This window comes from Secundilactobacillus yichangensis (genome assembly GCF_016861565.1).
Lineage (GTDB): Bacteria > Bacillota > Bacilli > Lactobacillales > Lactobacillaceae > Secundilactobacillus > Secundilactobacillus yichangensis.
Genome location: NZ_BOLK01000011.1, coordinates 1 through 26557, shown reverse-complemented (window position 1 = coordinate 26557; position 26557 = coordinate 1). Strand labels below are relative to the sequence as shown.

30 protein-coding genes are annotated in these 26557 nt (G+C 43.8%); 2 read left to right on the top strand and 28 right to left on the bottom strand.

Annotation, left to right across the window (positions count from 1 at the left end; translation table 11 throughout):
* Positions 1 to 150 precede the first annotated feature (150 nt).
* From JUE95_RS09135 to JUE95_RS09040, 20 genes are read right to left on the bottom strand one after another with little or no spacing between them, the layout of a single operon-like run.
* Positions 151 to 942, bottom strand: coding sequence for a tyrosine-protein phosphatase (locus tag JUE95_RS09135; protein ID WP_203650884.1), 792 nt, complete (start codon positions 940 to 942; stop codon positions 151 to 153).
* Positions 943 to 960: 18 nt separating this feature from the next.
* Positions 961 to 2016, bottom strand: a complete 1056-nt coding sequence (locus JUE95_RS09130) for an oxidoreductase (protein ID WP_203650882.1) — start codon at positions 2014 to 2016, stop codon at positions 961 to 963.
* A gap of 15 nt (positions 2017 to 2031) precedes the next feature.
* Complete coding sequence (locus JUE95_RS09125) at positions 2032 to 2376, bottom strand: BMC domain-containing protein (protein WP_203650880.1); 345 nt, start codon at positions 2374 to 2376, stop codon at positions 2032 to 2034.
* 27 nt (positions 2377 to 2403) lie between these two features.
* Entirely contained in the window at positions 2404 to 3591 is a 1188-nt protein-coding gene (locus tag JUE95_RS09120; RefSeq protein ID WP_203650878.1) for an acetate/propionate family kinase, read from the bottom strand.
* Between the two features lie 22 nt (positions 3592 to 3613).
* Complete coding sequence (locus JUE95_RS09115; protein ID WP_203650876.1) at positions 3614 to 4735, bottom strand: 1-propanol dehydrogenase PduQ; 1122 nt, start codon at positions 4733 to 4735, stop codon at positions 3614 to 3616.
* 2 nt (positions 4736 to 4737) lie between these two features.
* The gene (locus JUE95_RS09110) at positions 4738 to 6183 is read right to left on the bottom strand and encodes an aldehyde dehydrogenase family protein (RefSeq protein ID WP_203650874.1); all 1446 of its coding nucleotides are present in this window, start codon (positions 6181 to 6183) and stop codon (positions 4738 to 4740) included.
* Positions 6184 to 6185: 2 nt separating this feature from the next.
* Positions 6186 to 6680 carry a GlcG/HbpS family heme-binding protein gene (locus tag JUE95_RS09105; protein WP_203650872.1) on the bottom strand — a complete coding sequence of 165 codons (495 nt, stop codon included), beginning with the start codon at positions 6678 to 6680 and terminating at the stop codon, positions 6186 to 6188.
* A 2-nt stretch (positions 6681 to 6682) separates the two neighbouring features.
* Complete coding sequence (locus JUE95_RS09100) at positions 6683 to 7261, bottom strand: cob(I)yrinic acid a,c-diamide adenosyltransferase (protein ID WP_203650870.1); 579 nt, start codon at positions 7259 to 7261, stop codon at positions 6683 to 6685.
* Positions 7262 to 7279: 18 nt separating this feature from the next.
* Complete coding sequence (locus JUE95_RS09095) at positions 7280 to 7549, bottom strand: EutN/CcmL family microcompartment protein (protein ID WP_505973612.1); 270 nt, start codon at positions 7547 to 7549, stop codon at positions 7280 to 7282.
* On the bottom strand, positions 7531 to 8034 hold the full coding sequence (pduM, locus tag JUE95_RS09090; RefSeq protein ID WP_203650867.1) for a PduM family microcompartment protein: 504 nt from the start codon (positions 8032 to 8034) through the stop codon (positions 7531 to 7533). The genes JUE95_RS09095 and pduM overlap by 19 nt, the downstream gene beginning before the upstream one ends.
* 29 nt (positions 8035 to 8063) lie before the next feature.
* Positions 8064 to 8711, bottom strand: a complete 648-nt coding sequence (pduL, locus tag JUE95_RS09085) for a phosphate propanoyltransferase (RefSeq protein WP_203650866.1) — start codon at positions 8709 to 8711, stop codon at positions 8064 to 8066.
* Positions 8712 to 8743: 32 nt separating this feature from the next.
* Entirely contained in the window at positions 8744 to 9031 is a 288-nt protein-coding gene (locus JUE95_RS09080; protein ID WP_308440904.1) for a BMC domain-containing protein, read from the bottom strand.
* A gap of 9 nt (positions 9032 to 9040) precedes the next feature.
* Positions 9041 to 9736 carry a BMC domain-containing protein gene (locus JUE95_RS09075; RefSeq protein WP_203650863.1) on the bottom strand — a complete coding sequence of 232 codons (696 nt, stop codon included), beginning with the start codon at positions 9734 to 9736 and terminating at the stop codon, positions 9041 to 9043.
* 17 nt (positions 9737 to 9753) lie between these two features.
* Positions 9754 to 10104, bottom strand: coding sequence for a glycerol dehydratase reactivase beta/small subunit family protein (locus tag JUE95_RS09070; RefSeq protein WP_203650862.1), 351 nt, complete (start codon positions 10102 to 10104; stop codon positions 9754 to 9756).
* Position 10105: 1 nt separating this feature from the next.
* Complete coding sequence (locus JUE95_RS09065) at positions 10106 to 11938, bottom strand: diol dehydratase reactivase subunit alpha (RefSeq protein ID WP_203650857.1); 1833 nt, start codon at positions 11936 to 11938, stop codon at positions 10106 to 10108.
* A gap of 15 nt (positions 11939 to 11953) precedes the next feature.
* Positions 11954 to 12475 (bottom strand): diol dehydratase small subunit, encoded by a 522-nt coding sequence (locus JUE95_RS09060; RefSeq protein WP_203650856.1) that lies wholly within the window; start codon positions 12473 to 12475, stop codon positions 11954 to 11956.
* Positions 12476 to 12494: 19 nt separating this feature from the next.
* A complete protein-coding gene (locus tag JUE95_RS09055) occupies positions 12495 to 13190 on the bottom strand; it encodes a propanediol/glycerol family dehydratase medium subunit (RefSeq protein WP_203650854.1) in 696 nt (231 codons plus the stop codon).
* Between the two features lie 28 nt (positions 13191 to 13218).
* The gene (locus JUE95_RS09050) at positions 13219 to 14895 is read right to left on the bottom strand and encodes a propanediol/glycerol family dehydratase large subunit (RefSeq protein WP_203650852.1); all 1677 of its coding nucleotides are present in this window, start codon (positions 14893 to 14895) and stop codon (positions 13219 to 13221) included.
* An 18-nt stretch (positions 14896 to 14913) separates the two neighbouring features.
* Positions 14914 to 15738, bottom strand: a complete 825-nt coding sequence (gene pduB, locus JUE95_RS09045; protein WP_203650850.1) for a propanediol utilization microcompartment protein PduB — start codon at positions 15736 to 15738, stop codon at positions 14914 to 14916.
* Between the two features lie 34 nt (positions 15739 to 15772).
* Positions 15773 to 16066: a BMC domain-containing protein gene (locus JUE95_RS09040; protein WP_054707976.1), complete on the bottom strand. Its 294-nt coding sequence runs from the start codon at positions 16064 to 16066 to the stop codon at positions 15773 to 15775.
* A gap of 347 nt (positions 16067 to 16413) precedes the next feature.
* On the opposite strand from JUE95_RS09040, the gene JUE95_RS09035 reads away from it, so the two are divergent.
* Complete coding sequence (locus tag JUE95_RS09035) at positions 16414 to 17520, top strand: helix-turn-helix domain-containing protein (RefSeq protein ID WP_203650848.1); 1107 nt, start codon at positions 16414 to 16416, stop codon at positions 17518 to 17520.
* 221 nt (positions 17521 to 17741) lie between these two features.
* Here JUE95_RS09035 and JUE95_RS09030 read toward each other — a convergent pair whose 3' ends face one another.
* Positions 17742 to 20054, bottom strand: coding sequence for a glycoside hydrolase family 31 protein (locus JUE95_RS09030; protein WP_203650846.1), 2313 nt, complete (start codon positions 20052 to 20054; stop codon positions 17742 to 17744).
* A gap of 33 nt (positions 20055 to 20087) precedes the next feature.
* Positions 20088 to 21500 carry an SLC45 family MFS transporter gene (locus tag JUE95_RS09025; protein WP_373305683.1) on the bottom strand — a complete coding sequence of 471 codons (1413 nt, stop codon included), beginning with the start codon at positions 21498 to 21500 and terminating at the stop codon, positions 20088 to 20090.
* 145 nt (positions 21501 to 21645) lie between these two features.
* On the opposite strand from JUE95_RS09025, the gene JUE95_RS09020 reads away from it, so the two are divergent.
* Complete coding sequence (locus JUE95_RS09020) at positions 21646 to 22677, top strand: LacI family DNA-binding transcriptional regulator (protein WP_203650844.1); 1032 nt, start codon at positions 21646 to 21648, stop codon at positions 22675 to 22677.
* 111 nt (positions 22678 to 22788) lie between these two features.
* Here the strand turns inward: JUE95_RS09020 and JUE95_RS09015 are convergent, their stop codons facing one another.
* The 6 genes from JUE95_RS09015 to JUE95_RS08990 all read right to left on the bottom strand — a co-directional run bounded on the left by JUE95_RS09015 (position 22789) and on the right by JUE95_RS08990 (position 26302).
* Positions 22789 to 23130, bottom strand: a complete 342-nt coding sequence (locus JUE95_RS09015; RefSeq protein WP_203650842.1) for an iron chaperone — start codon at positions 23128 to 23130, stop codon at positions 22789 to 22791.
* A gap of 14 nt (positions 23131 to 23144) precedes the next feature.
* Positions 23145 to 23588: a GNAT family N-acetyltransferase gene (locus JUE95_RS09010; RefSeq protein ID WP_203650840.1), complete on the bottom strand. Its 444-nt coding sequence runs from the start codon at positions 23586 to 23588 to the stop codon at positions 23145 to 23147.
* Between the two features lie 215 nt (positions 23589 to 23803).
* The gene (locus tag JUE95_RS09005) at positions 23804 to 24085 is read right to left on the bottom strand and encodes a hypothetical protein (RefSeq protein WP_203650838.1); all 282 of its coding nucleotides are present in this window, start codon (positions 24083 to 24085) and stop codon (positions 23804 to 23806) included.
* A gap of 153 nt (positions 24086 to 24238) precedes the next feature.
* Complete coding sequence (locus tag JUE95_RS09000) at positions 24239 to 24874, bottom strand: NAD(P)H-binding protein (RefSeq protein WP_203650836.1); 636 nt, start codon at positions 24872 to 24874, stop codon at positions 24239 to 24241.
* 174 nt (positions 24875 to 25048) lie between these two features.
* Positions 25049 to 25555: a plasmid pRiA4b ORF-3 family protein gene (locus JUE95_RS08995; protein ID WP_203650834.1), complete on the bottom strand. Its 507-nt coding sequence runs from the start codon at positions 25553 to 25555 to the stop codon at positions 25049 to 25051.
* Positions 25556 to 25588: 33 nt separating this feature from the next.
* On the bottom strand, positions 25589 to 26302 hold the full coding sequence (locus JUE95_RS08990) for a glycosyltransferase family 2 protein (protein ID WP_203650833.1): 714 nt from the start codon (positions 26300 to 26302) through the stop codon (positions 25589 to 25591).
* Positions 26303 to 26557: the final 255 nt, after the last annotated feature.

Below are 26557 nucleotides of genomic sequence, written 5' to 3'. Positions count from 1 at the left end.
CTCATCACGGTACCGAACGCTTACAGCTAGGTCAGTTTATGGCCTAATTCAAGCCGTAAAAAAATCAGCATAAAACAAAAAGGTCTCTTTCAACCATTTCGCTGAAAGAAGACCTTTAATTGCCTCAAAGGCTTATTTTATTGCCATCCCCTACTCGAGGTAGATGGTTCGTAAGCGTTGAATATCAGCATCACTGAGATGGACAACATCGTGTAAATACGCGTTGATACCACCAAACTCATAGTTAATCAAAGTCATAGCTTGATCATAATAATCCTCTTGCACCGTAGACAGGTCTCGAATTGAACTAATAAAGTTCTGATTTGCATGAGCCTGCTTTGCATCACGAATCCGTTGATTTAACCGATCGACAAGGAATTTATTCGCTAACAAGTAATCTTGTTTCACGTCTTCTGGAGCAACGCCCAACGCTGATAGAATCAGCAAGCTTGTTAACCCCGTTCGGTCTTTTCCTGCCGAGCAGTGATAGAGGACAGTTGCCTCATCACCATGTGCAAGTAAATAAGCAAATACCTGATGCATCGCGGATTGCGAGTGTTCATTAATCACAAGTTTACGATAAACGTATAGCATCCGCAGATAACCACTGTGAGCGCTACGTGAATAAAAGCTCTTTAACGCATTCACAGTTCCAGTACTCTCTGTATCATCGTTATCCAAACACGGGAAGTGAATAAATTCGATCCCTGAAGGAATTAAGTCAGGATACTTTCTAAGTTCCGCACTAGACCGTAAATCGATATCAACTGTAACACCATAGTCTAACAGTTGCTGTTGACCAGTGGGTGTTAATTCAGACAAATGACCGGATCGTATTAATTTATGACACTTGACAGTTCTGCCATCACGAGTGACGTGACCACCGAGATCTCGACAGTTCAGCCCGCCTGATATTGGGATTGCCTCATTGTATCGCGTCATTAATATCACCCTTTGCCCTTAGAGATTCAATGTTGTATATGGAATCACAGCTCCAGTGACAGTGGATTGCGGCTGGACACCTGGATTAAGCGTCTTAGCAGGCCAGTTTGGCTGATTTAAGAACTTCCTTCCGACGGCAAACAAGTCACCGGAAGCCCGTTCAAACGCAAACTGTGTCCCAAGATGACCCGATACCATGACAGGAAGATCGTCACCAACCGCCTGCTTAACAATGTCAGCAATTCGCAAGTCTGACAAGGACTCACAGGTAATCGAGGTCTGATCGTACTGGCGCAATGAGAGACTAAGATAGTCAATCCCTAATTTGCCAAGTACCTGCATCAAGACAAGGTCATCACCCAATTTCAGTGCACCAGGCTCAAATTCTTCTGGAGAGATGCGATAACCAACAATGAATCCTGGTTTATGCGCGTGCGCTGTATCAAGAACGCACTTCGCTGTTTCGGCACAGAATCGAATTCGGTTTTCAAGCGAACCACCATATTCGTCGGTTCGGTGGTTTGACAATGGTGACATAAACTGCTGGAACAAAAAGGTATTTGCTCCGTGCAGTTCAACACCGTCAAACCCTGCTTGAATCGCGCGAACTGTGGCTGCTTTAAACTGCTGAATCACCGTTTCGATTTCAGCCTTGGTCATCGCTTTTGGTAGATCAACATCGCCATGTGCAGCCCGAATTTCACTTGGCGCGATTACCTGAGCGCCTCTTAAAATGTTCGAATTTGTCATTCGACCAGCGTGAACCAGCTGCAGAATAGCTTTGCTGCCACCTTGGTGAATCACTGTCGCAAGTTTTTTCAGCCCATCAATTTTACTATCATCGGCAACGCTAATCGCCCCGTACGCGGTGTTTGCTGAGTCAGAAATGTAGGCCGACCCAATGATATCCAGACCAACGTACTTTGCTCGCGCCTTATGAAAGTTAAGGTCATTAAGACTAACGGTTCCATCAAATAACGATGATTGAATGTTTAAGGGCGCCAAAACAAGGCGGTTACGAAGCGTCACGCGCTTGTTAAGTTCATATGGACTGAATATTTGATCAATTTTCATATAACCACTCCATATTTAAGTTCTTGTAATGCTAGGAATATCAAAACCAAGTAACGTATGCAATTTATCGATTACTTGTGTCAACGCCGATTCGACTTCGGAAACTTCCCCCACGATGACAACGGAACCACTAAAACGATCAATGAATCCTAATTGGACGTTGCTTGCCTTAGTAGCAATATCGCCAGCGATAATGGAAGCCTCACTTGGTGTAATCGTCAAAATTCCTAACGCATTTTTATGAATCTGGATACCGAGTTTCTCATAAATATCTTCGGTAGGATTTGCAACGATGTGAGCCAGCGTAACTTGTTTACCTGGGACGTATTCTTGAATCGTACGCTCAATATTCCTAGCCATTACTGAACCCCTCCGTTACGACTGTTTTTAACCAACGATCTTTTGCGTATCACGAGCGATGATCAATTCCTCATCAGTTGGGATGACCAAAACTTTAACACGACTATCATCAGCTTGAATCTGGACTTCATTAGCTTGGTTCTTGGCATCGTCGATTTTGACACCAAGGTAGCCAAGCCGTTCGCAAACACGTTGTCTGATTGGTGCGGAATGTTCGCCAACACCAGCGGTAAAGACCAACGTTGTCAGACCTTCAAGATCGGTAGTGTAACTGCCGATATATTCTTGAATCTGATGAACGTATACTTCAAGCGCCAACTTAGCGCGGTCATTACCCTGACTCTCAGCTTCGAGAACGTCCCGAACGTCGTTAGAAACGTCGGATAAGCCCTTTAAGCCAGAATCATGATTCAGCATGCTACGAACATCTTCAGAACTCAGATGGTGTTTTTCTTCCAGGAATGGCAGAATCTCAGGATCAACATCTCCTGAACGGGTCCCCATCACGAGACCAGCTAACGGCGTAAAGCCCATGGAAGTGTTGACTGATTTGCCATCCTTGATGGCGCAAATACTTGCTCCATTGCCCAAATGACAAGAAATCAATTTACTTGTCGTCTGTTCACCCAATAAGCGAGTTGCCTCGCCATAAATGTATTGGTGTGATTGACCATGGAACCCATAGCGCCGTACGCCATCTTCTGTGTAATATTTATAAGGAAGCGCGTACATAAATGCCTTGCGTGGCATCGTGCTATGGAAGGAAGTATCAAAGACTGCAACCTCTTTAGCTTCAGGCAATAATTTTTCAAAAGCTTGAATTCCTAACAGGTTGACAGGGTTGTGCAGCGGTGAAAGAACGGACAATTCATCAATCTTTTCGGCAACATCATCATCGATCTCAACTGACTGGGTGTAATAACGCCCCCCGTGTGAGACCCGGTGACCAACACCGACAATTTCAGACTTGTCTTTGATGAGTCCACTTCCTAGAAGTGCATCGATCACCAGTTGGACAGCGGCCGTGTGGTCTTTGACCGGTTGTACCGTTTTATGTTTGTCATCGTGACCACTAATTTTATAAGTAAAAATAGCGTCTTCGTGACTAATACGATCAACCAATCCGCTTACCAGGACAACTTCTTCGGGCATATCATAAAGCTTAAACTTCAAAGAAGAACTCCCAGCATTAATGGCAAGGATTTTCTGTGACATAGGTGTGCTTCCTCTCTAAATCTTATTTAATGACTTGTTTATATAACGCAGCTAGGTCTTCGTCTGAAGGCACAACTGGGTTACCAGGGAAAGTCCCATCCTTCTTAGCGCCATCTACAACGACTTTGCACATTTTTTCTGCCTTATCTGGATCAACACCAAATGACTTCAGCGTCTGTGGGCAATTCATTTCAACCATCATGTGCTGAATCTGAGCAGCTAAACGCTTAACCGCGATTCGATCACTCATGCTGTTTGAAACTAAACCACTCTTCTTAAAGGCTTCAGCGTACTTGTGCAAAGCATATTCAGACTTGCTTGCGTTGTATAAAACAACGTGTGGCAGCATCATGGCACATGCTAAACCATGCGGCACGTGGAAGTTAGCCCCTAATTGGTGGGCAATGGAGTGCGCAATCCCGAGACCGGCATTGGCAAAAGCCATACCAGCAGCGCAGGAAGCTTCATGCACAACCTTGCGTGCTGCTTCGTTATCACCATGACGATAGCATTCAACCAGGTTATGCAAGATAACACTAGCAGCTTTTTCAGCTAACGCATCGGTGATTGTGTTTGAATCCTGAGCAACTAATGATTCCAGTGAGTGGGTCAAGACGTCAAGTCCTGAGAACGCGCTGACACTCTTAGGTGCCGTCATTACCAGTTGCGGATCCAGCAAGGCAACGTCAGGAATGATGCTGTCTTCCATGATTGGTGCCTTCTTATGGTGCTCTGTATCAGTTAACACACTATGCTGTGTGACTTCTGATCCAGTCCCACTGGTCGTTGGTACAGCAACGAACAAGTCGATGGTATATTTGTTGAGCTTTTCACCAAAGAACCGAACAGCTTTCCCAGTATCAATGGCAGAACCGCCACCAATACCGATAACAACGTTAGGTTGCACTTTGTTGAAGACTTCAACACCGGCCATGATGTTTTCCAGAGGTGGATCTGGTTTCACATCAGAGAAGATGGTGACTTCATTTTTACCTTCGACATTCTTCTTGATTCGATCAAGTGTTGGTGTCCCAGGTAAGAAGGCGTCACACACCATTAAGATTTTTTTATTTGAAATTTTTTGCAGCCAAGTTAGACTGTCATTGCCAGAGAAGACCTTGGTTGGAATTTTAAACTCTTCCATAGTTAAACCTCCCAAGAACGAAGTGAGAACCCTTGTGGACAGTTGAAACGACGACGACGGGTAAAGGTCTTAGTAGTGGTAGTTCCTTCACCAGTTGGGGTAGCAATTGTCAGCGCAGCAGCACCACTGTAGTAGCCGTTATCACCAACACCAGTTGCGGCAAATGTTGGTCCATTTGCAACGAAAATTGAAGTATTCATTCGGTGAGCAGCTTTGTTAATGTGCTCGATGTTGTTTGAATGAATTGAAGCGGTGTGGTGATTGCCACCTTCAACTTCAATGGCTGTAGCTAAGACGGAATCAAAGTCTGGGCAGCCAACGATTGGCAAGATTGGCATTAACATTTCTGTCTTAACCAATGGGTTGTCTTTGTCAACATCCATCATAATCAGTTTAGGATCGCCAGTGTATGAAATACCGGCAGCTTCCAAAATGAAGGTGGCATCCTTACCAACGTATTTCCGATCAGGGGCACCGTTGTCTTGAATGGTCATGTCAGCTAAGTGCTTAATGTCTTTAGGATCAGTCAATAGGCAAGCACCCTTAGCAACGATCTTCTTCAAGAGTTCATCCTTGATTGAATTCTCAGCAATAATTTCCTTTTCAGAAGTACACAGGATTTCATTGTCAAACTTAGCTGAAGTGTAAAGGTTGTGCGCTGCCAAATCGATATCAGCGGTAGCATCAACCATTGCAGGTGGATTACCAGCACCGGCACCAACGGCCTTCTTACCGCTCGTTAATGCTTGGTGCACAACGGCAGGACCACCGGTAACAGCCAGCATTGCAATGTCTGGGTGCTTCATCATTTCTTGAACGGATTCAATTGATGGCGTGTCTAGAGAAACCAGCACGTTTTTCAACCCAGTAGCTTTGTAAACAAACTCGTTCAACTTTTCAACAGTCCATCGGGTGATGTTTTTAGCACCTGGGTGAGCACCAAAGAACACAGTGTTCCCGGCAGACATCATCATGATGGAGTTATTCAGAACCGTTTCGCAAGGGTTTGTACTTGGTCCAACAGCGCCGATAACACCAAATGGTGTGTATTCATACATCACCATACCACCGTCACCAGTTTCAACTTCTGGCTCCAGTAATTCAACGCCTGGTGTGTTGTAGAGGGCGTTCTTTAACTTAGCAATCTTGGCTTCAACAGTCCCCATGCCAGTTTCTTCACGGGTCTGCTTTGCCATATATTCAATGTATGGGCCGAAACCGTCTTTGATTGCTTGAACGATCTTTTTACGGAAGGCAAGTGGTTTATCTTCCAAGATTTCCTGAGCTTGCTTAGCGGCAGCAATCGCATCGTTCACGTTGGTGAAGATCCCGTTACCTAAGCCATCAGGTTGGCTGGTTGTTGTACCAGTATCACTAGATGAAGCGTTACCGCTTAATTCTTCTTGTAAAATTCGTCTGATTTCTGCTTCAATATTTTGATCTGCCATACTCAGTTACTCTCCTTTAGAAATTCGCTTACGACAGCTTCACAGATAGCTTGATCTTCTTCAATCAAACCACCGCTCACACCAACGGCACCGAAAATCTCACCGTCGCAAGTCAATGGAATACCGCCTGGGAATGACACTAGTTTGCCATCCAGCATTGTTTCCATTTGGTATAAAGGCCCACCTGGTTGGATATCTTTGCTGATATCCTTAGTAGGTTCCTTCATTGCAATAGCGGACCAAGCCTTTTTAGGTGCTAAGAATGTGCCCACTAAATTTCCGTTTGGCATATGATATGACATTTGAACAACTTGTTTGCAATCCATGATTGCAAATGTCACACCAACTTTAAGCTCGTTAGCTTTGGCAATTCCGGCATCGATTGCACGTTCCATCTTGTGCTTATCAAAAACGTTCGTCTTATCTTCTTTAGGAGCCTGAACGCCGTTATCAGCTAAAACTTCACCGATGATTTGACTAATTTGTTCTTTGTTCATAATTAGGATTCCTCCATTGCCTTTTTATACCGATCAACAACCATGTTAATGATCTTTTGATTCTCTGCTACATGGTCTTCAGAACGAGCCATAATGTAGAAGAAATCAGAAAGACGATTAACGTAACGTTCCAGTTCAGGACGAACGTCATTTTCTTCCATGAACGAAACGAACTGTCTCTCGGCGCGACGGCAAACCGTCCGACAAACATGTAATTGTGCGCCTGCACAACTGGAACCAGGTAAGATAAAAGACGTTACCTTCGGCAATTCAGCTGTGTATTTGTCAATTATTGATTCTAGATAATGAACATCTTCATCGGTAATGATCGTACTTTGTCGCCGGAATTTTTCTGGCTCCTCAGTGGCAATTTCGCCTTGAAGGAAGAACATTCGGTATTCGATCCGTTGCAGGATCTTCCGGTTTTCCGGATCAAGGCAGAACTTGTCCGCTAAACTCACATTGGCGTTTAGTTCATCGAAGGTACCATAGGTTTCAACTCGCAGGGAGTTTTTGGGAACACGTTTGCCGTCGAATAAACTTGTGCTGCCTTTATCGCCACCCTTAGTATAAATGGCCATTAGCTTACCCCTTCTTTATCACTTATCAAATCGGTCTATAATGCCGACGATTGAACAATCGTTGACATCCTTAGCAATTTCTTCTGGAGTCGCGCGTCTTGCACCGGCACCTCGAACAAGTAAAACATACTCACCAATTCCGGCGCCAACGCTGTCTGCTGCCACTTCTTCGTGACGGACTGCTTGACCATCAGAATTTACCGGCTGTACAATCATTAACTTTCTGCCGACCAGTGATCGATCTTTTTGCGTTGAGACAACGCTTCCAACTACTTTTGCCATATACAATCTTCATCAGTCCTAATCTGTATAGTAATCTGCTTCAACCGGCTGACTTCCTTGGCTTCGGTTGTTAAAGACTGTGCGTCGGTAACGACCAGGACCGCCTTATCAGGAAGCCCTGCAACATCACCCCGGCTGACAGTTTTTTTATTGAACGTAACCACGGGACTCTCTTTGTCAACAACAAATTTCACCGGCCAATCCAACAGCATCTTTTTAGGAATAAAGTTGACCATGTATTGACTAATGTTAAACGTGAAGTTTACTTGAAAACTAATCCCTTGCAAAATCCAGTGGATCCAAGAATTGGTCGTATTCACCCGATATAGTTCAATTAACAGGTCGATTGTTACATCGTTAACTGATACATTTGCAAAGTCGGTAAAAACTTTATCATCAGGTGGTAAAGTCCGATCAAGATAATCGACTTCGAAAGATTGGTGTTCGCGTTGTCTGATTTTCGTCAGTACCTGCTCAATTAGATGATCCATTTTGGCCACCAACCCTTACTAATTCAATGTTATTTCTTATCCGGAACGATGATCCGGCCGTAAGTCGTGCTGCCCATGCCGACATTAGCGGCATTAGCTTCATCAGTATCGATATGCATCTCAAGAACGAAGTCCTTACGAGGACGGGCAATCACGTCGTTAAACGTGGTCCGACGATCTTTGGACAAGATCTCAACGCAAACCGTATCGCCGAGTTTAACACCCAAACGCTTTGCATCATCGTCACTCATATGAATGTGACGTTTTGCAACGATCACACCTTGAACGTCAACTTGACCATCTGGGGTCACAAGTTTAACAGAAGGTGTGCCATCCAAATGCCCCGAAAGGCGAATTGGTGCATCAACGCCAATGGCGATAGCTTCTGAACGGGCAATCTCAACTTGAGAATGTGACCGGCATGGGCCAAGTACCCGAACGTGTTCGATCTTACCAGCAGGGCCGACAATCGTTGCCACGTTTGCGGTAGCGTATTCACCAGGCTGTTTCAAGGGCTTAAACGCTTCCATCTTGCCGTGTGGAAATAACGTCTTAAAATCTTCTTTAGTCAAGTGAATGTGGTGGTTTGAAACACTAACTTGAACACGGTTAGGATCACATTCCTCCGCAATCACTTGTTTAATAACTTGTCTGAGTTTCTCATCAGTTAATTCCATAAATTAACAGCCACCCTTTTTTCTAATATTGATTACTTAGTTGCTTTTGGTTGAGGCAAGATGTTTTCAACTTCAGCGTGTGGACGAGGAATTACGAATGAAGTTAAAACTTCACCAATGTTTTCAGCGGCTTGAACACCAGCGTCAACAGATGCTTTAACGGCGCCAACATCACCACGAACCATAACAGTAACTAACCCGCTACCAATCTTTTCTTGGCCAACCATTACAACGTTGGCTGCTTTAACCATGGCATCGGCAGCTTCGATAGATGCGACAAGTCCTTTAGTTTCAATCATTCCTAATGCGTTGTTCATTATTAATTCCTCCTATTTTGTGGTGCCTTTTAATTCTTCGTAATGAATGCATTTCTTGTGGGGTTCACCCATCTTGCGTGGGCAAGCAGGATCGCCGCATAAGTTGCATGTAGCTTTCTTTGTTTCTTTTTCGTCAGAAGTCTTAGCCGAAGCCGACTTTCCTGACGTGGGTGCTTCCTTTTGCTTGGCATCTGGTGTTTTTGCTTTTGAAATAGCTAAAGGAGCAGCATTTGCTCCTCCAGCCTTATCGATTGTATTAGTCGATTCTTCCACCGGTGATGCCGCCAATGAATCATCTTTTGGCTTAGGGGTGTCCTTTGGGGCAGGACCATTGTCTGGTCCCTTACCATCATCTGGACCTTTAGGATCGTTAGGACCCTTTGGATCATCTGGTCCTTGCGGATCATCCGGTCCTTTGTCATCTAAATGATTGCCCTTAATTGCATCATTCTTACCTAAGGTCTCAATACCAGGTGCGGGGTTAGCAATAACGTCTGAACAGTAAACGTTATCACCCAGTTCACCGATCCCAGCTTCGATGGCTGCTTGAACAGCAGCAACATCACCTGTGACAGAGACTGTAATCCAGCCACCGCCCTTAGTATTTTCAACATATTTAAGATCAACATCGGCTGTTTTAAGCATTCTATCTGCCGCGACAATCGCGCCAGGAAGACCCTCTACTTCAAGGTATCCAATTGATTGCATAAAATAGTCACCTGTCTTTATTTCTTGAATGGAACTCCTTTGACCAGTCGAGCGGCGTTTGCGCCAACTTTACGAATGGATGCAGCATCCGTGATAGCAACATCGAACAGTGGACTTTCGGGTTTTAAGTTCTTGTAATGCACAATGATGTGCGCATCGTCAAACGCAACCCCCACTGATAATCGTGAAGCAACTGAAGCATTATAGGCACGTTCAACTGCTGAATCGCCTTCCATATCGAGAATCTGAAAAGGAATCTGTTCTTCTTCAATACCGTTGAGCATTGGTTTAAGAACTGATGGAAGCTGGCCATTAGTACCCGTTGGTGTCGCCAAAATAATTGACGGACGTTCAGAATCAAAAGCCATACTATCCCCTCTTCTCGCTCGCATATGAAAGAATTAATCCAGTTGCTACGGCGTTTCGTGGGCCTTCAATCCCCCGAATATTACCACGACCTGCAACTAAGTTATAATGTGATAATTCATCGGTGACCAATTGTGGAATTTCAAAGTCGAGGGCAGAACCACCGACAATGACCACGAATGGGATATCTCGGATATTACCTGTTGGGCTAACGTGGTGTAAAGCACGAATTGCGTTAGTTACGAATACCCGTTTCTTAGCCGTTTGACGTACGATTTTAACTTTCTCAATACTCAAATTACCAGGAAGCGGTTCATAACCATCCGGTTTAACAGCCACAACTCTGGCAAATAAATCAGCAGGTAATGGATCTTCGAAGAATTGAACAGCACCATCTTCATGCCGTAACTGGAACAAATTATCAACCTTAGCCAGCGGATACTTCTTAATATCTTCAGCCAAGTATGGATCTTCCAACCCAAGTTCAGAATTGATGATCATGGTGACCATATCCCCGGCACCAGCCAAGTGAATAGCAACCTTTTCATCCTTCTTGTTGATAATTGAAGCATCGGTTGAACCGGCACCCAAGTCCAGAATGGCAATCGGCTTTGTCGTCCCAGGTGTCGTTAAGGCACCAAGGATAGCTGATTCAGCTTCTGCACCACCGATTTCAACTTGAACGTGAAATTCGTCTTTCATGAGGTCTGCAATCGCTTGCATTTGTAAGTGATCGGACTTAACCATTGCGGCAATTCCAACGGCTTGCTCCATCGAGAATTCACCAGCCAGACCACCACGAACCGTTACGGGAACGGACGTGTTAACAGCTAATAAGTCTTGAATAGCAATGTCCTTGTTTTGCTTATTGGTCAATTCAGCCATCGTTTGACGAACTTTTTCAAGCATACCACCAATGTTAGTACCTGATTCACCGGTAATATCATCGATGCTGTTAAACTCGTTCAGCTTTTTCATGATGGCATCGGCACCAGCCGCAACATTAACCTCACCATGACCATTTGGCTGACCATTGATCAGGATCTTGCCGGCTGGAATAACACGGGCTTTAACATCACCTGCAGGCGTCTTAATAACAACGGCGGAGCGGTTCCCAATTAAGGCCCGGGCAACTGGCACAATGTTCTTAGTCTCTTCAGAAGAGAGTTTGAACAGTGTCGCGATACCATATGGGTTAGAAAGCTGAGCGATTACTTTGCCAGGCGGTGCAACTTCAACCGCGGCAAGCATGTTCAGTGGTACCTTGTCGATCTGTGAAACTTCATCCACGATTGGGATCTCATGATCCAACCGATTATTGACCAGCACACCGTCATCACTTTGCAGGACGGCAGCGGCAATCTTATAACCAGAAGCAACATAAGCGTTGATCAGCTTTGCAGCATCAGCGAAATCGATATCCTTCGAGATGATAACGACATAGGGACGTTCCTTATCCGTTTGATTCAACAGATCCAGCAACTTTACCGTGTAGCCAGAACCGGTACCGACACCCCCAGGCGTACCCGGGTTGTGGCCGATCATCGTTGATTCAGTGATAACCGTTTCGGTAATGGTTTCCATCGCAACATCACCAATAACGGGCGTTGCTTCGTTGATCCGAATCAGATCAACATCGGAAATTTGCATATTTGACTTTTGCAAAACGATTTGGATGGCTTTACGCACCCCAATCAAGTTTTGCTTGGTACCTTTAATGCCAGTTGTTTCGGAAATTCCAGAATTAATGAAATTTACTTCACCACTGTCAGACACATCAGCAAGCGCAACTTCTGTAGAGGAATTCCCGATATCAACACCAATTACACGTGTCATACTAAAAACCCCTAACTAGTTATCGCCTTTCAACTTCTTGTTGACTTCGTAGTTCTCGGCAGCTTCTTCAAACCAGTGAGCACAGATAGGTGCGTTGTACTTCTCACGAAGTTCCTTGGCGGTATCTAATAATTCTTGTTTCGTTGAACGGAATGGCCGTAATGAGTTGTATAAATCCAAAACGACATCATCGGGAACTGAAGTTAATTCAGAAGCCCGCTGGAAGTTCCGTTGAATTGATGGCCGACCAGCATTAGCGGCAATTTCACCTTGTAACTTCAGGGTTGCGGGTGTAATCCGCATATCCTTTGAGTCGACCTTGCCGTTAACAACGTTTTCCAAGGTAATTTCATCAACGTTTTTGCCAGTTGGTGTTTTAATTTTTTCTGGATGCTTTTGATATAATGGATAATCTGCTGGGCCTAATTCCTTTTCGGAACCAGTTGAAGTACCAGCACTAGTTGACGCACTAGAAGTGTTTCCACTTTTTTGTAGCTGAGCAGCAATTCTAGCTACTAAGTCATCTACTTCGCTCATATTAATAAATCCTCCTCAATTAAAAGGTTACCTTAATTTCTTCGGCAGGCTTCCCGACAACAACCTGTTTCGTTTCCTTAATGTGCATCAAAGCTGAAAGTGCTTGATATTGCACACGGGCCATTTGGTCGTTAATCGTTGGCACTGGGTTTGGTGACATACCCTTTGCGTACTGGGCAGCGTTCTTACCGATTTGACGGTATGCGTCCAATGTCAAAACTGGAGCTTGTGGGAACAATTCAAGGTTTGACAACGGTGCTTGATCCTTTTGGTGAATGATCGTTGTCCCCTTAGATTGAATGGCAACTGAAATACCAGATCCTGACAACTTGTCAACATCGGCAGAAACGAAGGAAACGTCTGAAGTCCGATAAACCTTAACAACACGGGCCTTAAGACCTTCTTCTTCAATACCGGCGATAACTTGACGCAAGATGTCTTTGTGTTGGATCTTGGTCATGGTTTGCGTTAACACTTCAGCAAATGCTGGAGCAACACCAATCACAACTTCATCCTTAGACAAACCTGGCTTGGCAATGCCAACGTGTTGGAACCAATCCAACTTCTTTTCCGGTGCGGCACCTTTCTGGGCACCAGCGACTGCGGTTGTTTCACCTTGGCTACCAAAGGAAATTGGCGTATCAGTATTTTGAACTTCACTTAAAACGCCTTTAATAATATTTCTTAACAATGTTTCATCGATTTCTGAACTCACTGTGCTTACCTCCCTTCGACCTGACTGGTTAGAATTCCAACTTCTGAGGATCCAAAGCCCACGGAACGTTCTCTAGACGATCCCACTTGTCTTTGTCTTCCCATACACGGTAACCAGTACCTGGGCCTTTGTAATCGTTAGCGTTGTTAATAGCTGAAGTACACTTCCAACCATCCAAGAAGACAGCGGATGTTTGCAGGTAGTCACCACAAACCTTTTGTTGCGCTAACTTAAGCACAGCCTCAGCGACATCCTTGATATCATGGTCATATAAGGCCTTGATAACGTCAACAACAGTAACACCACGGGTCATCAGATCTTGAGCAGCTTTCATATCTTGCACCATGTCACGTTTTGGCATGTCGTTTGAATTACTGCCATAAGTTGCAGCTTCAACTTCTTCATCAGTGATCTGTGGTAAGCCTAAACCATCAAAGACGGCTTGAATGGCAACGGCAGCCTTGTGACGAATCTTGATAGATTCCTCTTCAGTGATTGGCATGATACCACCATTGATAGCCAAATCACGTTCCAAAGTGATGTAGTCATCGTAGTCCAAAACATCCATGTTTGAACCGGCGAAGGTGTTATCCATGTTTTCCTCGGCAGCATAACCTGATGACAGGTAATCAGTACCGGCGATAAATTGACCAATCATACGGCCAGTCCGACGAATGTCAGAGTGAGAGAAGGCTTGGTCACAACCAGAAGCACATTCAACGTCAAGTGACATACATAGTAAGTTTTCACCTAAGACTTCACGGATTCCACCTACGACGGCACCTGGCATCCCGATACAACTAACACCACCATTTTGCAGACCTTGTACACCTGAAGCTTTGGTAATGTAAATGCAACGTGCTTCAAGGTAAAGCATTGATTTACCTTCAGTGTAGCCCATCATAACTTCTGAACCGGCACCTGAAGTAAACCGCATCTTCAACCCACGTGAAGCGTAGCAAGAAGCTAAGAAACCTTTTGACCAAGGAGTATCATCACCATCAGTGAAGACCCGGTCAGTCCCATAAACTGAAATGGTTTCGGCATAAGCGGTAAACCCACGCATCCCTAAACTCAATTCATCGGCTTCCTCAACGGAGCATTGAGTGATAACACCAGGACGACCTGATTGAGCACCAACCATGATTGAAATGGCATTCATAGGTGCGTACCGAGCAATGGCAGTGGTGGTTTCTTCTTCAGGAACTCCACGAAGTGCAGCTTCGGCAGCATCGGCAGCAATTTCAACTGGGTTATCCAAAGTGTTGGTGGCGTGGACTTGAGTCATAGGTGTCCGACGTGGACGCATCTTTTGGGTAGCCATGATCATTTCAGCGAAGTTTAATTTACTGATAACTTCAGCAGCCTTGGCTGGTGTCATAGCAGTAGTATATTTAATAATTTCATCACGAGAAACATTAGGGTCACACATCATGTTGGCGATCTTAACTGAATCCGTGTTTAAAGTCTTTTCAGCGTTGTCTAGATTAATCCCATATTCGGCGATGTACTTGTCGATAAGGTCGAAGTCTTCCTTCTTCTTACCATCCATTTCAGTAACAACACCGTTTTCAATCGTAATACTTGGTTTGGGATCATTCTTACCATCAAGAGCAACTAAACCTTCATCGTCCCAGTTCTTAACGAACCCATCTAGATGTACTGGACGTTTCTCTAATTTTTCAAATCTTTTTTGACGTTTCAATATTGTTCCTCCTCCCTGCTACTTAATGTATGATGGAAAATCATTTACGGGCTTTTCGCCAAGTTCAGCCAAAAGTTTAAGGCCAACTTCACGACCAGCCATAACAGCTTGACGAACGGCACCTGAATCGCCGCTAATGTGAACCATACCTTCGTTTGAGAAGCTTGTCCCGTGTGAAGGAGAAGCAAAGGAAAGTACGTTTACGCCAGCAGTTTTAATAGCAGTATCGGCCATAACAACACCGATCCCAGAAGGGGCACCACAAATCAAACCGTAAGCTTTACCCTCAGGAGCACCAAATGCCATGTGGCAAGCACCTGAAGCACGGGCAGTAAATTGTAATTCCAAGTGACCAGCAGCAGAGTTATAAACGTCCCCAAATGTCCGGCTCAAGTTATCCAATGCAACATTGATAGCTGAACGAACGTCTGAAGGGTCATACCCACCAACAAGAATCAAAGAACCATGACCAGCGCCGCCCTTTGTATCACGTGGTAACTCGATATCGACAACTTCTGTGTTGGTTGCCTTAACCGCTTCATCCATCGCCATAATATGTGGACCGGCACCTGAACGAGCACTAAGAATACCAAGTACAGAGTAACGCTTTGTAATGTGAAGTTGATCTAACAGAGTTGGGTCAACACTGGGAATACACATACCAATGGTGTCACCGATTTTACGAGTTCCAACAAACTCAGGGACAACACTAGTAGAGTTTAAAAAATCATTCATTTCGAATCCTCCCGATGCATTTGACTGATTTTTATCTTTAAGTGAGATTCCCTTTTTGAGAAGCTCACCCATTACCTGCTCAACTAACGCGTCTTTATTCTTACTCATACCCTAATCTCCTATCTAAAATCAGGTATCCTGACTATTCAGCGGAGAGTTTCTTAGGATCTGGAAGAATCTTTTCAACATCGCTATGTGGACGTGGAATGACGTAGTTAGATAAAACTTCACCGATATTTTCGGCAGCTTGAACACCTGCATCAACAGCTGCTTTTACGGCACCAACATCACCGCGGACCATAACTGTGACTAACCCGTGACCAATCTTTTCTTGGCCCACTAGGTCGACATTTGCGGCCTTGACCATTGCGTCGGCTGCTTCAATTGAGGCAACTAGACCTTTCGTTTCGATTAATCCTAAAGCTTCTTGGTTCATTAGAGCTTCCTCCTAAAATTTGGAACTGCAGCGATATTAGACAATAAACGGTAAAATATCGTTGCCGTCTAAATTTCGATGCAATTCCAATTAGTTTTGAAAACACTTACATTATAGGTGATATTACTTGTGATATTTTAAGCAAGTGGTTTTTCCAATGTCAAAAAAAGTAAACGCTTTCAAAATATTATTGCATTAGTGTGAAATAATACAAATTTATTTAAAAAATATGTTAAACTAAAGTTGCAATTATTTCAGAATCAGTTGCGCAAGACTTGATAGCGCTTACGTTATTTATGCTGTGCACGTGAAGAAACTATCATAGTCGTTTGGAGGAGGACCCTTTTATGATCGACTATCCATTAAAAAAAGAGGACTACCGCACACTCGCTGGAGCGGTTGCAACGTTTTCGGGTATCACTCAGATTGATACTGTTTTCTACTCTTTAGATGAACAGCTTCTTAAGGATAATACTGTATTTTCGGGATTGAGCGAAGTTCAGCAAAACATTAATTTCGACAGTTTTAAAGTCTATGCCATCTTTCCCGTAACCATTGAGCACCGATTATGGGGCTTTATTATTTGTAATTCGGTGAACGTGTCCCAGCAACGCATTTACCTATCCCGCAGCTACTTAGAAAATATCTTCAATCAGTTGCTGGAGCCGGAATTCAACATTACTGTCACAGTTTGGGACGCACTGGATTCAGAACAGCTCTCTCAAATTCGTTACTTTAACACTTTTTTGCAGACTTCAAAAACAGAAGGTAATCAAATTACCACTCAGCCGGTCAAGACTGATCGGAACAAGTATCATAATACAGAAAATAATCTGCAAGACGACGACGGGGTCAACCAAAGTATTGACGCTGCGATTCAGTACATTGAAAAGAACATCCGACACACCATTTCACTTTCAACCGTGGCACATGAAGTCTTTCTGTCCCCTTCCTATCTCAGTCGCATCTTTAAAAAGCATCTGGACGTTAACTTCATCGACTATATCAACTACCGAAAAATAGCGATTGCAAGCGAAAAGCTGGCACTTTCAAAGCTACCCATCAACTATATTGCTAACCAAACTGGATTCCAGCAAACCAGCTACTTTACCAAGATATTCAAGCAGCGCACTGGTTTAACCCCATCCGAATACCGTCACCAAAATACGTCAATTCAAAAGATTTTTACGATTCCTCGCACTATCTCTTGGCGGGATAGTGACACCATTTTCGATGTTTCCAAGCGCTACTTTCAAGAAAATGACATTCCTTACTTCTCCCAACCGGTCAACGGTTATCCCTACTTCAACAGCATCAATAATTTAGCTGACTCTACGGGTTCCCGCGGCTGGATCTACACCGTTGACTGTAAACAGCCAACGGTCCCTTCCAGTGCGGTCAGCACCAAAGGAAAATCCGTTGTTCAGTGGATTTATACTGCCTTTGCCAACTAAATAACTAGTGCAATACTTACCAAGTGAAAATAGCACTTTTTTGAACCCGCCTTATTTTTTCATGATTTTCAGATAAAAAAGAGTATTATTTTGACCTTTTTGACATATAGCGCCTTAAAACACTAAAAGGCCTTCCGTATTTAAAAAATAGGACAATAAAAACCCCATCAAACACGCGATTTGTTTGATGGGGTTTTTAGCATTTTCAGTAAATCATACGACTACTTTTCTGCAACGTACTTGGCAGTCTTGTCATCATACTTAAACGTCACAAGCTGATCATTCAGCTGCACGTTAACCGTCTTATATTGACCATCATAACCATGGTGCGTAAGATCGACACTGCAATCACCTGAAGTACTTACCGTTACGGTGTATTCGTTATACTCGCCATTTTGATAGTTAAAGTCTACACCATCATCTTGGTAGTGGGTATAAGTTGCAGCATCACCGAATAATCTGAAGGTCATGGTTTTATCTGGTTGATCAGAAATGTGTTCAACCTCTTGCCCCCATGGCAGCAACGTATTCTTCTTAATAAAGATTGGCAGTTTATCGAGTGGCACGTTAGCCAAGATCGTTGTTTGACCAGCGTATTCAACGCCTGTATCAAGCGCGATCCACTGACCCTTCGGCAAATATACCGCACGAGCTGTTTGGCCTTGCTGAACAATTGGGGCAACCAAAACGTCGTCACCAACCATGTACTCATCATTCATATTACGAACTGTCCTGTCATCGGGATAATTTAATACCAATGCCCGCATGACTGGTAGTCCATCCTGAGTCTCATTATGGAAGCAATCATACAGATATGGGATAAACCGGTACCGTAAGTTTAAGAATTTACGATAAATATCCAGCACGTGTTTGCCAAAGACCCAAGGTTCCTGATTTCGAACTTGCAGAGCACTATGGTTTCTAAACAAAGGACTGAACAGTGCTGCTTCGATCCATCGCGTTAATAGCTCTGGCGTCGTGTCGGCACTGAACCCGCCAATATCGGTGCCAGCGTAACTAAAACCACTCATACCAAGGTTGCATAATTGCGGGATTGACATCTGTAAGTGGTGCCAGAGACTCTGGTTATCACCGGTCCAGACGGTTGAGTACTTCTGCGTCCCAGCATACGCTGCACGGGTAATAACGTATGGCCGCTTACCCGTGGCGTTTTTAATCCCGTTATACGTTGCCTTAGCCATGTTATGACCGTAAACGTTATGCATCATCTTCGCCGTTGATGGCTGATCCTCATCCGTCATCACAACATCATCTGGCATATCGCCGTCAAAGGTTGCAGGTTCATTCATATCCGTCCAGATACCAGCAGCACCGTTATCTAGCAAGAACTTGCAGTGCTTGCCCCACCATTTGCGGACGTCAGGATTCCCAAAGTCTGGAAAGGCTGACTTACCTGGCCATACCCGGTTGATATAGACGGAACCATCTTTGTTCTTAGCGAAGTAGCCCTTTTTGAGCCCTTCTTGATAAATCTCATAGTCATCGTCTTGTTTAACACCGGGATCAAGAATTGGGATGACCCGCACGCCGCGCTTCCGCAATGACGTTAGAAACGCCTTTGGATCAGCAAACTTATCGGTGTCCCAAGTAAATACCCGGTAACCTTTCATATAGTCAATGTCGAAGTGAACGGCTTCCAACGGTAAATGATACTGTTCAAACTTGTCGACAATTTCTTCAACCCGGCTTTGGTCCATGCTGTAGCCCCAGCGCGACTGCTGATAACCCAGCATCCAGCGCTGCGGCAACGGTACGACACCAGTCAGGTAGGTATAATCAGCAACAACATCCTTTAACGTATCCCCGCCAAGAATGTAGTAGTTCAAATTCCCATCATCAGCTGCGTAAACGTAATACTTGCTGCTTTCCTTACCTAGGTCAAAGTGACTGCGATATGTGTTGTCAAAGAACAGCCCATATGGGTGACCCTGTTTGATCCCAAATAAAATTGGAATTGATTTGTACAGGTGAGTAAAACTTTCAATATGTGGCCGCGGTTCGTCAGTATTCCAGTTATCATACTCGTAACCGCGCTTGTTTAAGAACCCGGTTTTACCACCTAAGCCATAGAACTGTTCATCGTCATCCAATTGGTTAAGCACTTCATAATATGCGTGGCTGGCTTCATCAACTGCAGCGACCTCATGGCCTTCAGAACGAACGATCTTTTTATGAGCGGCATCAATGTTTTGATTGATTGATTCCCGCTGCCCGTCATAGTGAACCACCAGCGGATGATTATTGGCATCGTACACATCCACGTGCAACTGAGGATCAACTTTAACCGTTAATGCATCCGTCTTAATGGTGATAACGTCACCATCTTTAGCAACGGCGTACTTCGTGTCAACGGATTTGTTACCCTCAACCGCGTACGAATGGGTACTTTTACCGTAATCTTGAAAAACCTGGACGATCTCTGGTTTAATCACGGAGAACGTCATACTCTTATTGCCAGAAACAACCTGAACCTGCTGGTTGCTGTCAGTAAAATCAAATGAATCTGTTGTCATATCTATCTCATCCCTCTTACCTAAACTTTACGATTAAGCTGTTTTCTTTTCAACTTTGATAATGTCCATCAAAGCAGCACCGATTAACCATGAAACACCACCGATGACAATCATTGTTGGCATTGAATCGCCAACCATTGGAAAGATCACGAAGCTGCTGACCGATGCAACAATTTGCGGCAAGCAAATAAAGACGTTGAAGAGGCCAATGTAGGCACCATCGTTAGCGCCGTCAGTTGAAGTCGTGAAGATAGCAAATGGTTCAGTGTGCATCGTTAAGAAGCAAATCCCAATCAAAACGAATGCTGCAATCAGCATGTATTGGTTATGCGTGAATGCAGTCCAGATCATCCCTAAACCACCACTGGCCAAACCAATGCGGTACCAGAATTTCCGCTTGTATTGACTAGTACGAGAAAGCACGAGGAACCCGTATAAAATGCCGACAATTGATTGAACAAAGGTTAAAACACCATACCAGTTACCTGCTGATTGAAAGCCGGCAGAGGTAGCGTTACTTGTGTGCCAAACGTTTTGTGCAATGGCACCAGTCGTGTAAGTCCAAAGATATTGAATACCAAAGTATGCAAAGAATTGAATTAGGGCAACTTCCCAGAAAGTCTTTGGCGCTTCCTTGATCAAAGTCCAGTAAGACTTCTTTTTCTTCTTTTCGTTAGGATCAAAATTATGATACTGTGCGTAAGTAATTGGATCGTATTCCTTTACAGAGACGATCGTATAGATTGAAGTAGCGAGTAAAACAATGGCTGCAATGTAAAATGACAACCGAACTGATAGCGGTACGACCCCGCGTTTAGCGATGTTAGCGACACCGATCCAAGTTAAGAAGAAGGGGCATAGGTTAGCTAACACACCACCGACGTTACTGAAGGCTTGTTGCCATGACCACGCTTGATCCTTTTGATTTTCGTTAACCATGTCACCAATAATCATCCGGAATGGCTGCATACATGCGTTATTTGAAAGATCCATCAAGATAATTGCAACGGAACCGAACATTAAAGCAGCCAGCGAACCAAACCCAAAGCCAAACGATCCGGCATTTGGCAGCAGCACTAACACAATAGCTGCTAGCGGCGCTGCCCACATTAAGATTGGCATCCGGCGGCCAAACCGCGGTGACCAGAAACCATCTGAGAATTTACCTAAAATTGGTTGGACAATCATACCAATCAGCGGTGGAAAAATAAAGAAATAACCAAGTTTAGTTGGATCAGCACCAATCGTTTGAAAAATCCGACTCATTTGCGACGTTTGCAACGAGAACGCCATATTGACACCACAGAAACCAAAGGTGATGGCGAACATCGTCTTTAAACTAATGTTTGGTAGGGAATGTGTTTGCTTATTAGCGTTCTCTGCCTTTGCCGTTGCACGCGGCTTAACAGTACCCAATTTTCCTTGTGAGCTTTCCACAAGAAACACCTCCCAAAAAAGTTAGTGTAAACGTTTACAGCTACTATTGTAGTTCTTGGTGTAAACGTTTACAATGCCTTTAAACAAGTTTTTCTTTAAAACGATGTTACAGATTAAGCTAAACCACTACTATTTCTAAGCGTGAAGCGAGATAATGAAATTAGAAATTTTTTTGAGGACTGATAACATGTCATTGGATAACCGAGTCACAATTAAAGACATTGCTAAAGTGACCCACCTCTCTGTTGCGACGGTCTCACGCATTCTTCATAAAAAGGGGCAGCACAGCAGTCAAACCGTTAAACGGGTCACTGATACTGCTAACAAAATGGGCTATGTCCGTAATACCTCCGCTGCCGATTTAGTGAATCAGAAAAGCCGCATTGTTGCAGTTATCGTTTCAAACACTAAGTCTAACTTCAGTGAACATATTATTGACGCAATCGAATCCAAAGCAGCCTTAGATGACCTGAACGTTTTTATTCTACATGCAGGTAATCAAGATGAACAATCACAGATCAAGGCCATTAGAACGGTGATTGAACGGGCTGTAATGGGCATTATTCTAGTCTCCTTGGAACTGGATGATACTGTGTTAAGCATTCTTCATGGCACCAGCATCCCCAGTATTTGTTTATCCACCTCAGTCAAAAACGCTGCCATTCCGTTTGTAACTTCCGATAACTACCAGATGGGGTATGCTGCCACCGAACTCATGATTAAAAAGGGTCACACTAAGATCGCTATGGCGGGTATCCCAACAGCTGGTTCCATTAATCAGCGAATCAAGGGCTACTTGCAGTGTATGGAAAATCATCACCTTAATGTCGACCCCGAGTGGATCCAGTACGGAACCTGTACCTATGCCGACGGTGAAAAAGCGTGGCAGGCTTATTCCAAGAAACGCGAAATTACCTGTGTCATCTGTGCCAGTGACCTAACGGCAGTCAGTATGTTAAACGCCATCACCGAGTCTGGGCTCAAGGTTCCGGATGACGTCAGTCTGCTCAGTTTTGACGGAACCGAGATGGTCGACATGGTACGGCCCCGAATTACTAGTATTAGCCAATCATTTTACGATATGGGGCTTGCCGGGATTAAGTTTTTAACTGATGGGACCCCCGTTCAAAAAAATTACTTACCATTTAAAGTAATCGAACGTGATTCCACAAGGGCTTTAAAGTAATCATTAACCGTTTATAACACGACAAGAGGTACAGCTATCACACAAATAGCTGTACCTCTCTTTGACTACTTTTCAAAAATAACGGACTCTAATTTCCACTTAGAACATGATTTAAACGTGCTGCACTACCGCTAACCGGTGCTGAGCCAGCTTAACGATCAGCTGTTCAGGCAGCGGTTCATCATACGGCAGATGCCAGCTGCCCTTAGTCGTTTCATAATCAGCCAGTTCCTTCGCAAAGAATGAAATGCCTTCGTTTGTCGGATAAATACCAATATGGTGTTGATTAGCACCGAAATAAATCAATACCTTAGGCTGAAAAAATGCCGGCATACCGTACGAGATTCTTTCTTCAGCATTCGGTAAGGTGTTCTTCAATAATTGGTATACATTCGTCAGTTGGGGTTGAAATTCCGCTGGCTGCTCTTCAATATACGCTGTAATAACACTCATCTGAACACCCCCTATTACACTACTTTAAGGAGCATATCAATATGGGGAATACCGTCTTCTAAATAAACGTCGGAAACTGGCTTAAACCCAAAAGACTCGTAAAACTTCTGCAAGTAACTTTGCCCAGCAATCTTGATATCATTTCCCGGGAAATCTTCTTTAATTTCTTCAATTGTGGCACTGACTATTTCCCGGCCAAGGTGTTGTTTACGAAATTCCTTAACAACCAAAACTCTGCCAAAGCTGATATATCCGCGTTTAGGGCTTTGAATGATTCGCGTATATGCTGCCAGCTGTCCATCCACACGAAGGATCATATGAATCGCATTGTCATCTTGATCATCGATCTCTTGATAGGGACACTCCTGCTCTACCACAAACACCTTAATTCGGGCTTTGATGATTTCTAGTAGTTCAGGAACAGATAGTTCTGAAGTCTTTTTCACACTTAATTTCATTATGGTCCCTCCGTTCTGATTTACTGACTGGTAGTTTATCAACTCAAACACTGTTTAAGTTTATTCACTTGCTTCAAATTTAATGGCATTATAGCACATCAGTATGTCTAGCTTATCACTAACTGCATGGTATTACTGTAACGCAATTCATTTTCAGCAAAAAAACGTCTTGCTGGCAGATGCCTTAGCAAGACGTTTTTGACTTTTCACTGTTATTACGGCTCCGAAACGAGCCACCCATCATCCGTTTGCGGTTCGGAAACCAGCCAGCCATTATCTAGTAACTGATGGTATTTTCGCCCCACCGGTACCCATAGTTTAGCGTTCAAGATACTTCGTAATTCGTCCCAAAATAGGGGGTCTTCACGTTCTTTATCCGATAGATTGATATGGAGATAGTCACCATTTTCAGTCTTTGCGACCACGAAGGGATAGAACACCTTGGTGATCTGCGCAGCAATAATGTTAATCATTTTAGAATCATGGTCAAGCAGCATATGCTTCACACTCCTTATCTTTAAAACTAAACCCAGTTTAGATTTCAGAGCTTAAAAAAAGCCAAAAAGAAGCTTGAGAAAGGCTTAAGAAGCACTTGCAATTTTCTTAAATGAGACAGCAAAAGGACGAGCTGTTTTTATCTACTCGTATGATTAGGCGTCAACAACACTGAAACGCTGTTTGATATGCTTAGGTTCTTTCATTTCTTGTACAATGGCAGCCGCAATGTTACCTGTAGATGTTGTAGGTTTCCCCTCTTTATTGACCATTGGGTGGTCACCGCCAATTTTAAATTCGGTCTTAGGACCATCACTTAATTCATCCTGAGGTGTAACGGCGATCCAATCGACGTTATCCACCCACTTCAGGTATTCAAATTCATGACTTTGCTGAACGGGGGCGTCAATCCAAGGCTGACCGGCATACTTTTTCAAAACAGTATCGATCATTGGCTTGCCATCATCATCCAATAACGTGCTGGCACCAATGATGAAGACCAATTTAGTTGCCGTATTTTCACGGAACATCGTGATCAGATTGGCTGCCATGTCAATGTGCTGATAGGTCTTAAGTGAAGCAAAGGCATCAATAACGTAGTCAAATCCCTTTAAGTCATCGTAAGTTAACGCGAGTGCGTCTTTTTCAACGATTTGTGCGTCTGCACCCAGTAAAGACTGGGCTTTTTTAGCATCGCGAACAATTGCTGTGGCATCAATGTTATTTGCAACAGCTTCTTTGTATACCGCTTGGCCAACGTGTCCCGTTGCACCGATAATACCAATTTTCATGAGGAAATCCTCCAGTTAAGTTTAAATTTTAGTTGACTTTCATATTATGTTGCCGACCACCGATACAATATAACGCATATTAATTTAGCCGTCAACAGTTAATCCGTAGATAATCTCCAAAAATTACTGTCAGTCAATTAAAAAGCACGTCTGCAGCATGCAAACGTGCCAAAATCAATAAGCTTCATCCCAACTACCGGCAAATTCACCAAATAAGCCGTTAATTTTCTGTGCATTAAAAGCGCCACCCCGATCACCCGTTGCTTCTATTCGTTCTGGTCCCCTACCTGCCAACACTACTGGGAGCTGATGATGCTTAGCTTGAAGAAAGGCCTTCATAGTGATCATCTTTTCCAACTCAATTTGGTGTGTCCAACTGGCACCAAAGTCGTAAATATACATCACATTACCTTTCTCGAGATCCGGATAAGCAAAATTTTCACTCTCATCTAACATCTCATCACCCACATCTAAGTCTTGCATAACAATGCCATATTCAATGGCTGGATCATCGACTGGTGAAAAACTGTGTAAATGGCTATTGGTCCAACCGAATAAAACCTGAATAATAGCATGAAGCTGGTCATACCGAATACTTGTGGGAACCAATACCCGACGCCACGTATCCGGCTTGACGTTTTTTAATGTCACTTTAAGTTGCATAATACTGCTTTCTGTCATGATGCACCCCCATTTAATCCACCTGATGATTGTTTATAAACGTTCGCCCATTCGGTAGATTTGATCAAACACCTGATCCTCAACTCGGCGTTCCGAAAATCCCCGCGAGCGCAATGTACTGTTTGGCCGATTGATCTTTGTATATCTAATTGCTGGGTCATAGACATAAACACCGGGATTATCGACAACAAACGTCGCGGTAAACAAGTAGTCCTCGGCGATTGTCAGCGATTCGTCAAACCGTAACTGCTGCTGCCGGATAGCCGGTAACGAATAAGCCTTATTCCAAATATAACCGCCAATTTCAGAACCTCGCTGACTCGCTTGGCGAAACATCGCCTTCTGCGAGAGTGTCTCATAATGATCACGCTGATCCATCGGTGTATGCCACCACTGATAGCCTACCGTGACCGCGGGAGTGTCTTCTTGAAAGCCATTTATCAGTGTTTTCACGAAGTCCGGATGCAACCGATCATCGCCATCCGCAAAGGCAATAACGTCTCCAGTGGCATGATCAATGCCAAAGTTGCGAGCAACCGAAACACCTTGATGACGATCAAATTGTTCCACGTGAAACATTGGAATTCCCTGCACAAAATCCAGCGCTTTTTCTGCCGTACCGTCCGTTGAATGGTCATCAACCAGCCAAAGTTCAAAATCTTCGGTTTGGTTGGCAATCGTTTTAAGTGCTTCATTGAAGTAATGACTTAAATTATAGGTGGGTACTACTAGTGTCAGCTTGGTCATTGTATTCACCCCAAAACTTTCATTTTGCCGTCATTATGGCAGAATATACGCCATAGTCAATTATCTTCACTCGACTCTAAAACTGAAACTGCAAATGTTGTGTTCCCAATTAAACTTACTAACATTAGTGATGTAATCAATCTCGACGGAGATGATTACATCACTTTTTTGATAAAGTGATAGTGGAACTAAGGTCGTAGGCTTTTTTGGCAAACATGCCGTTAAATAAAATGGCCGTTTCACAGTGTTTCTAGA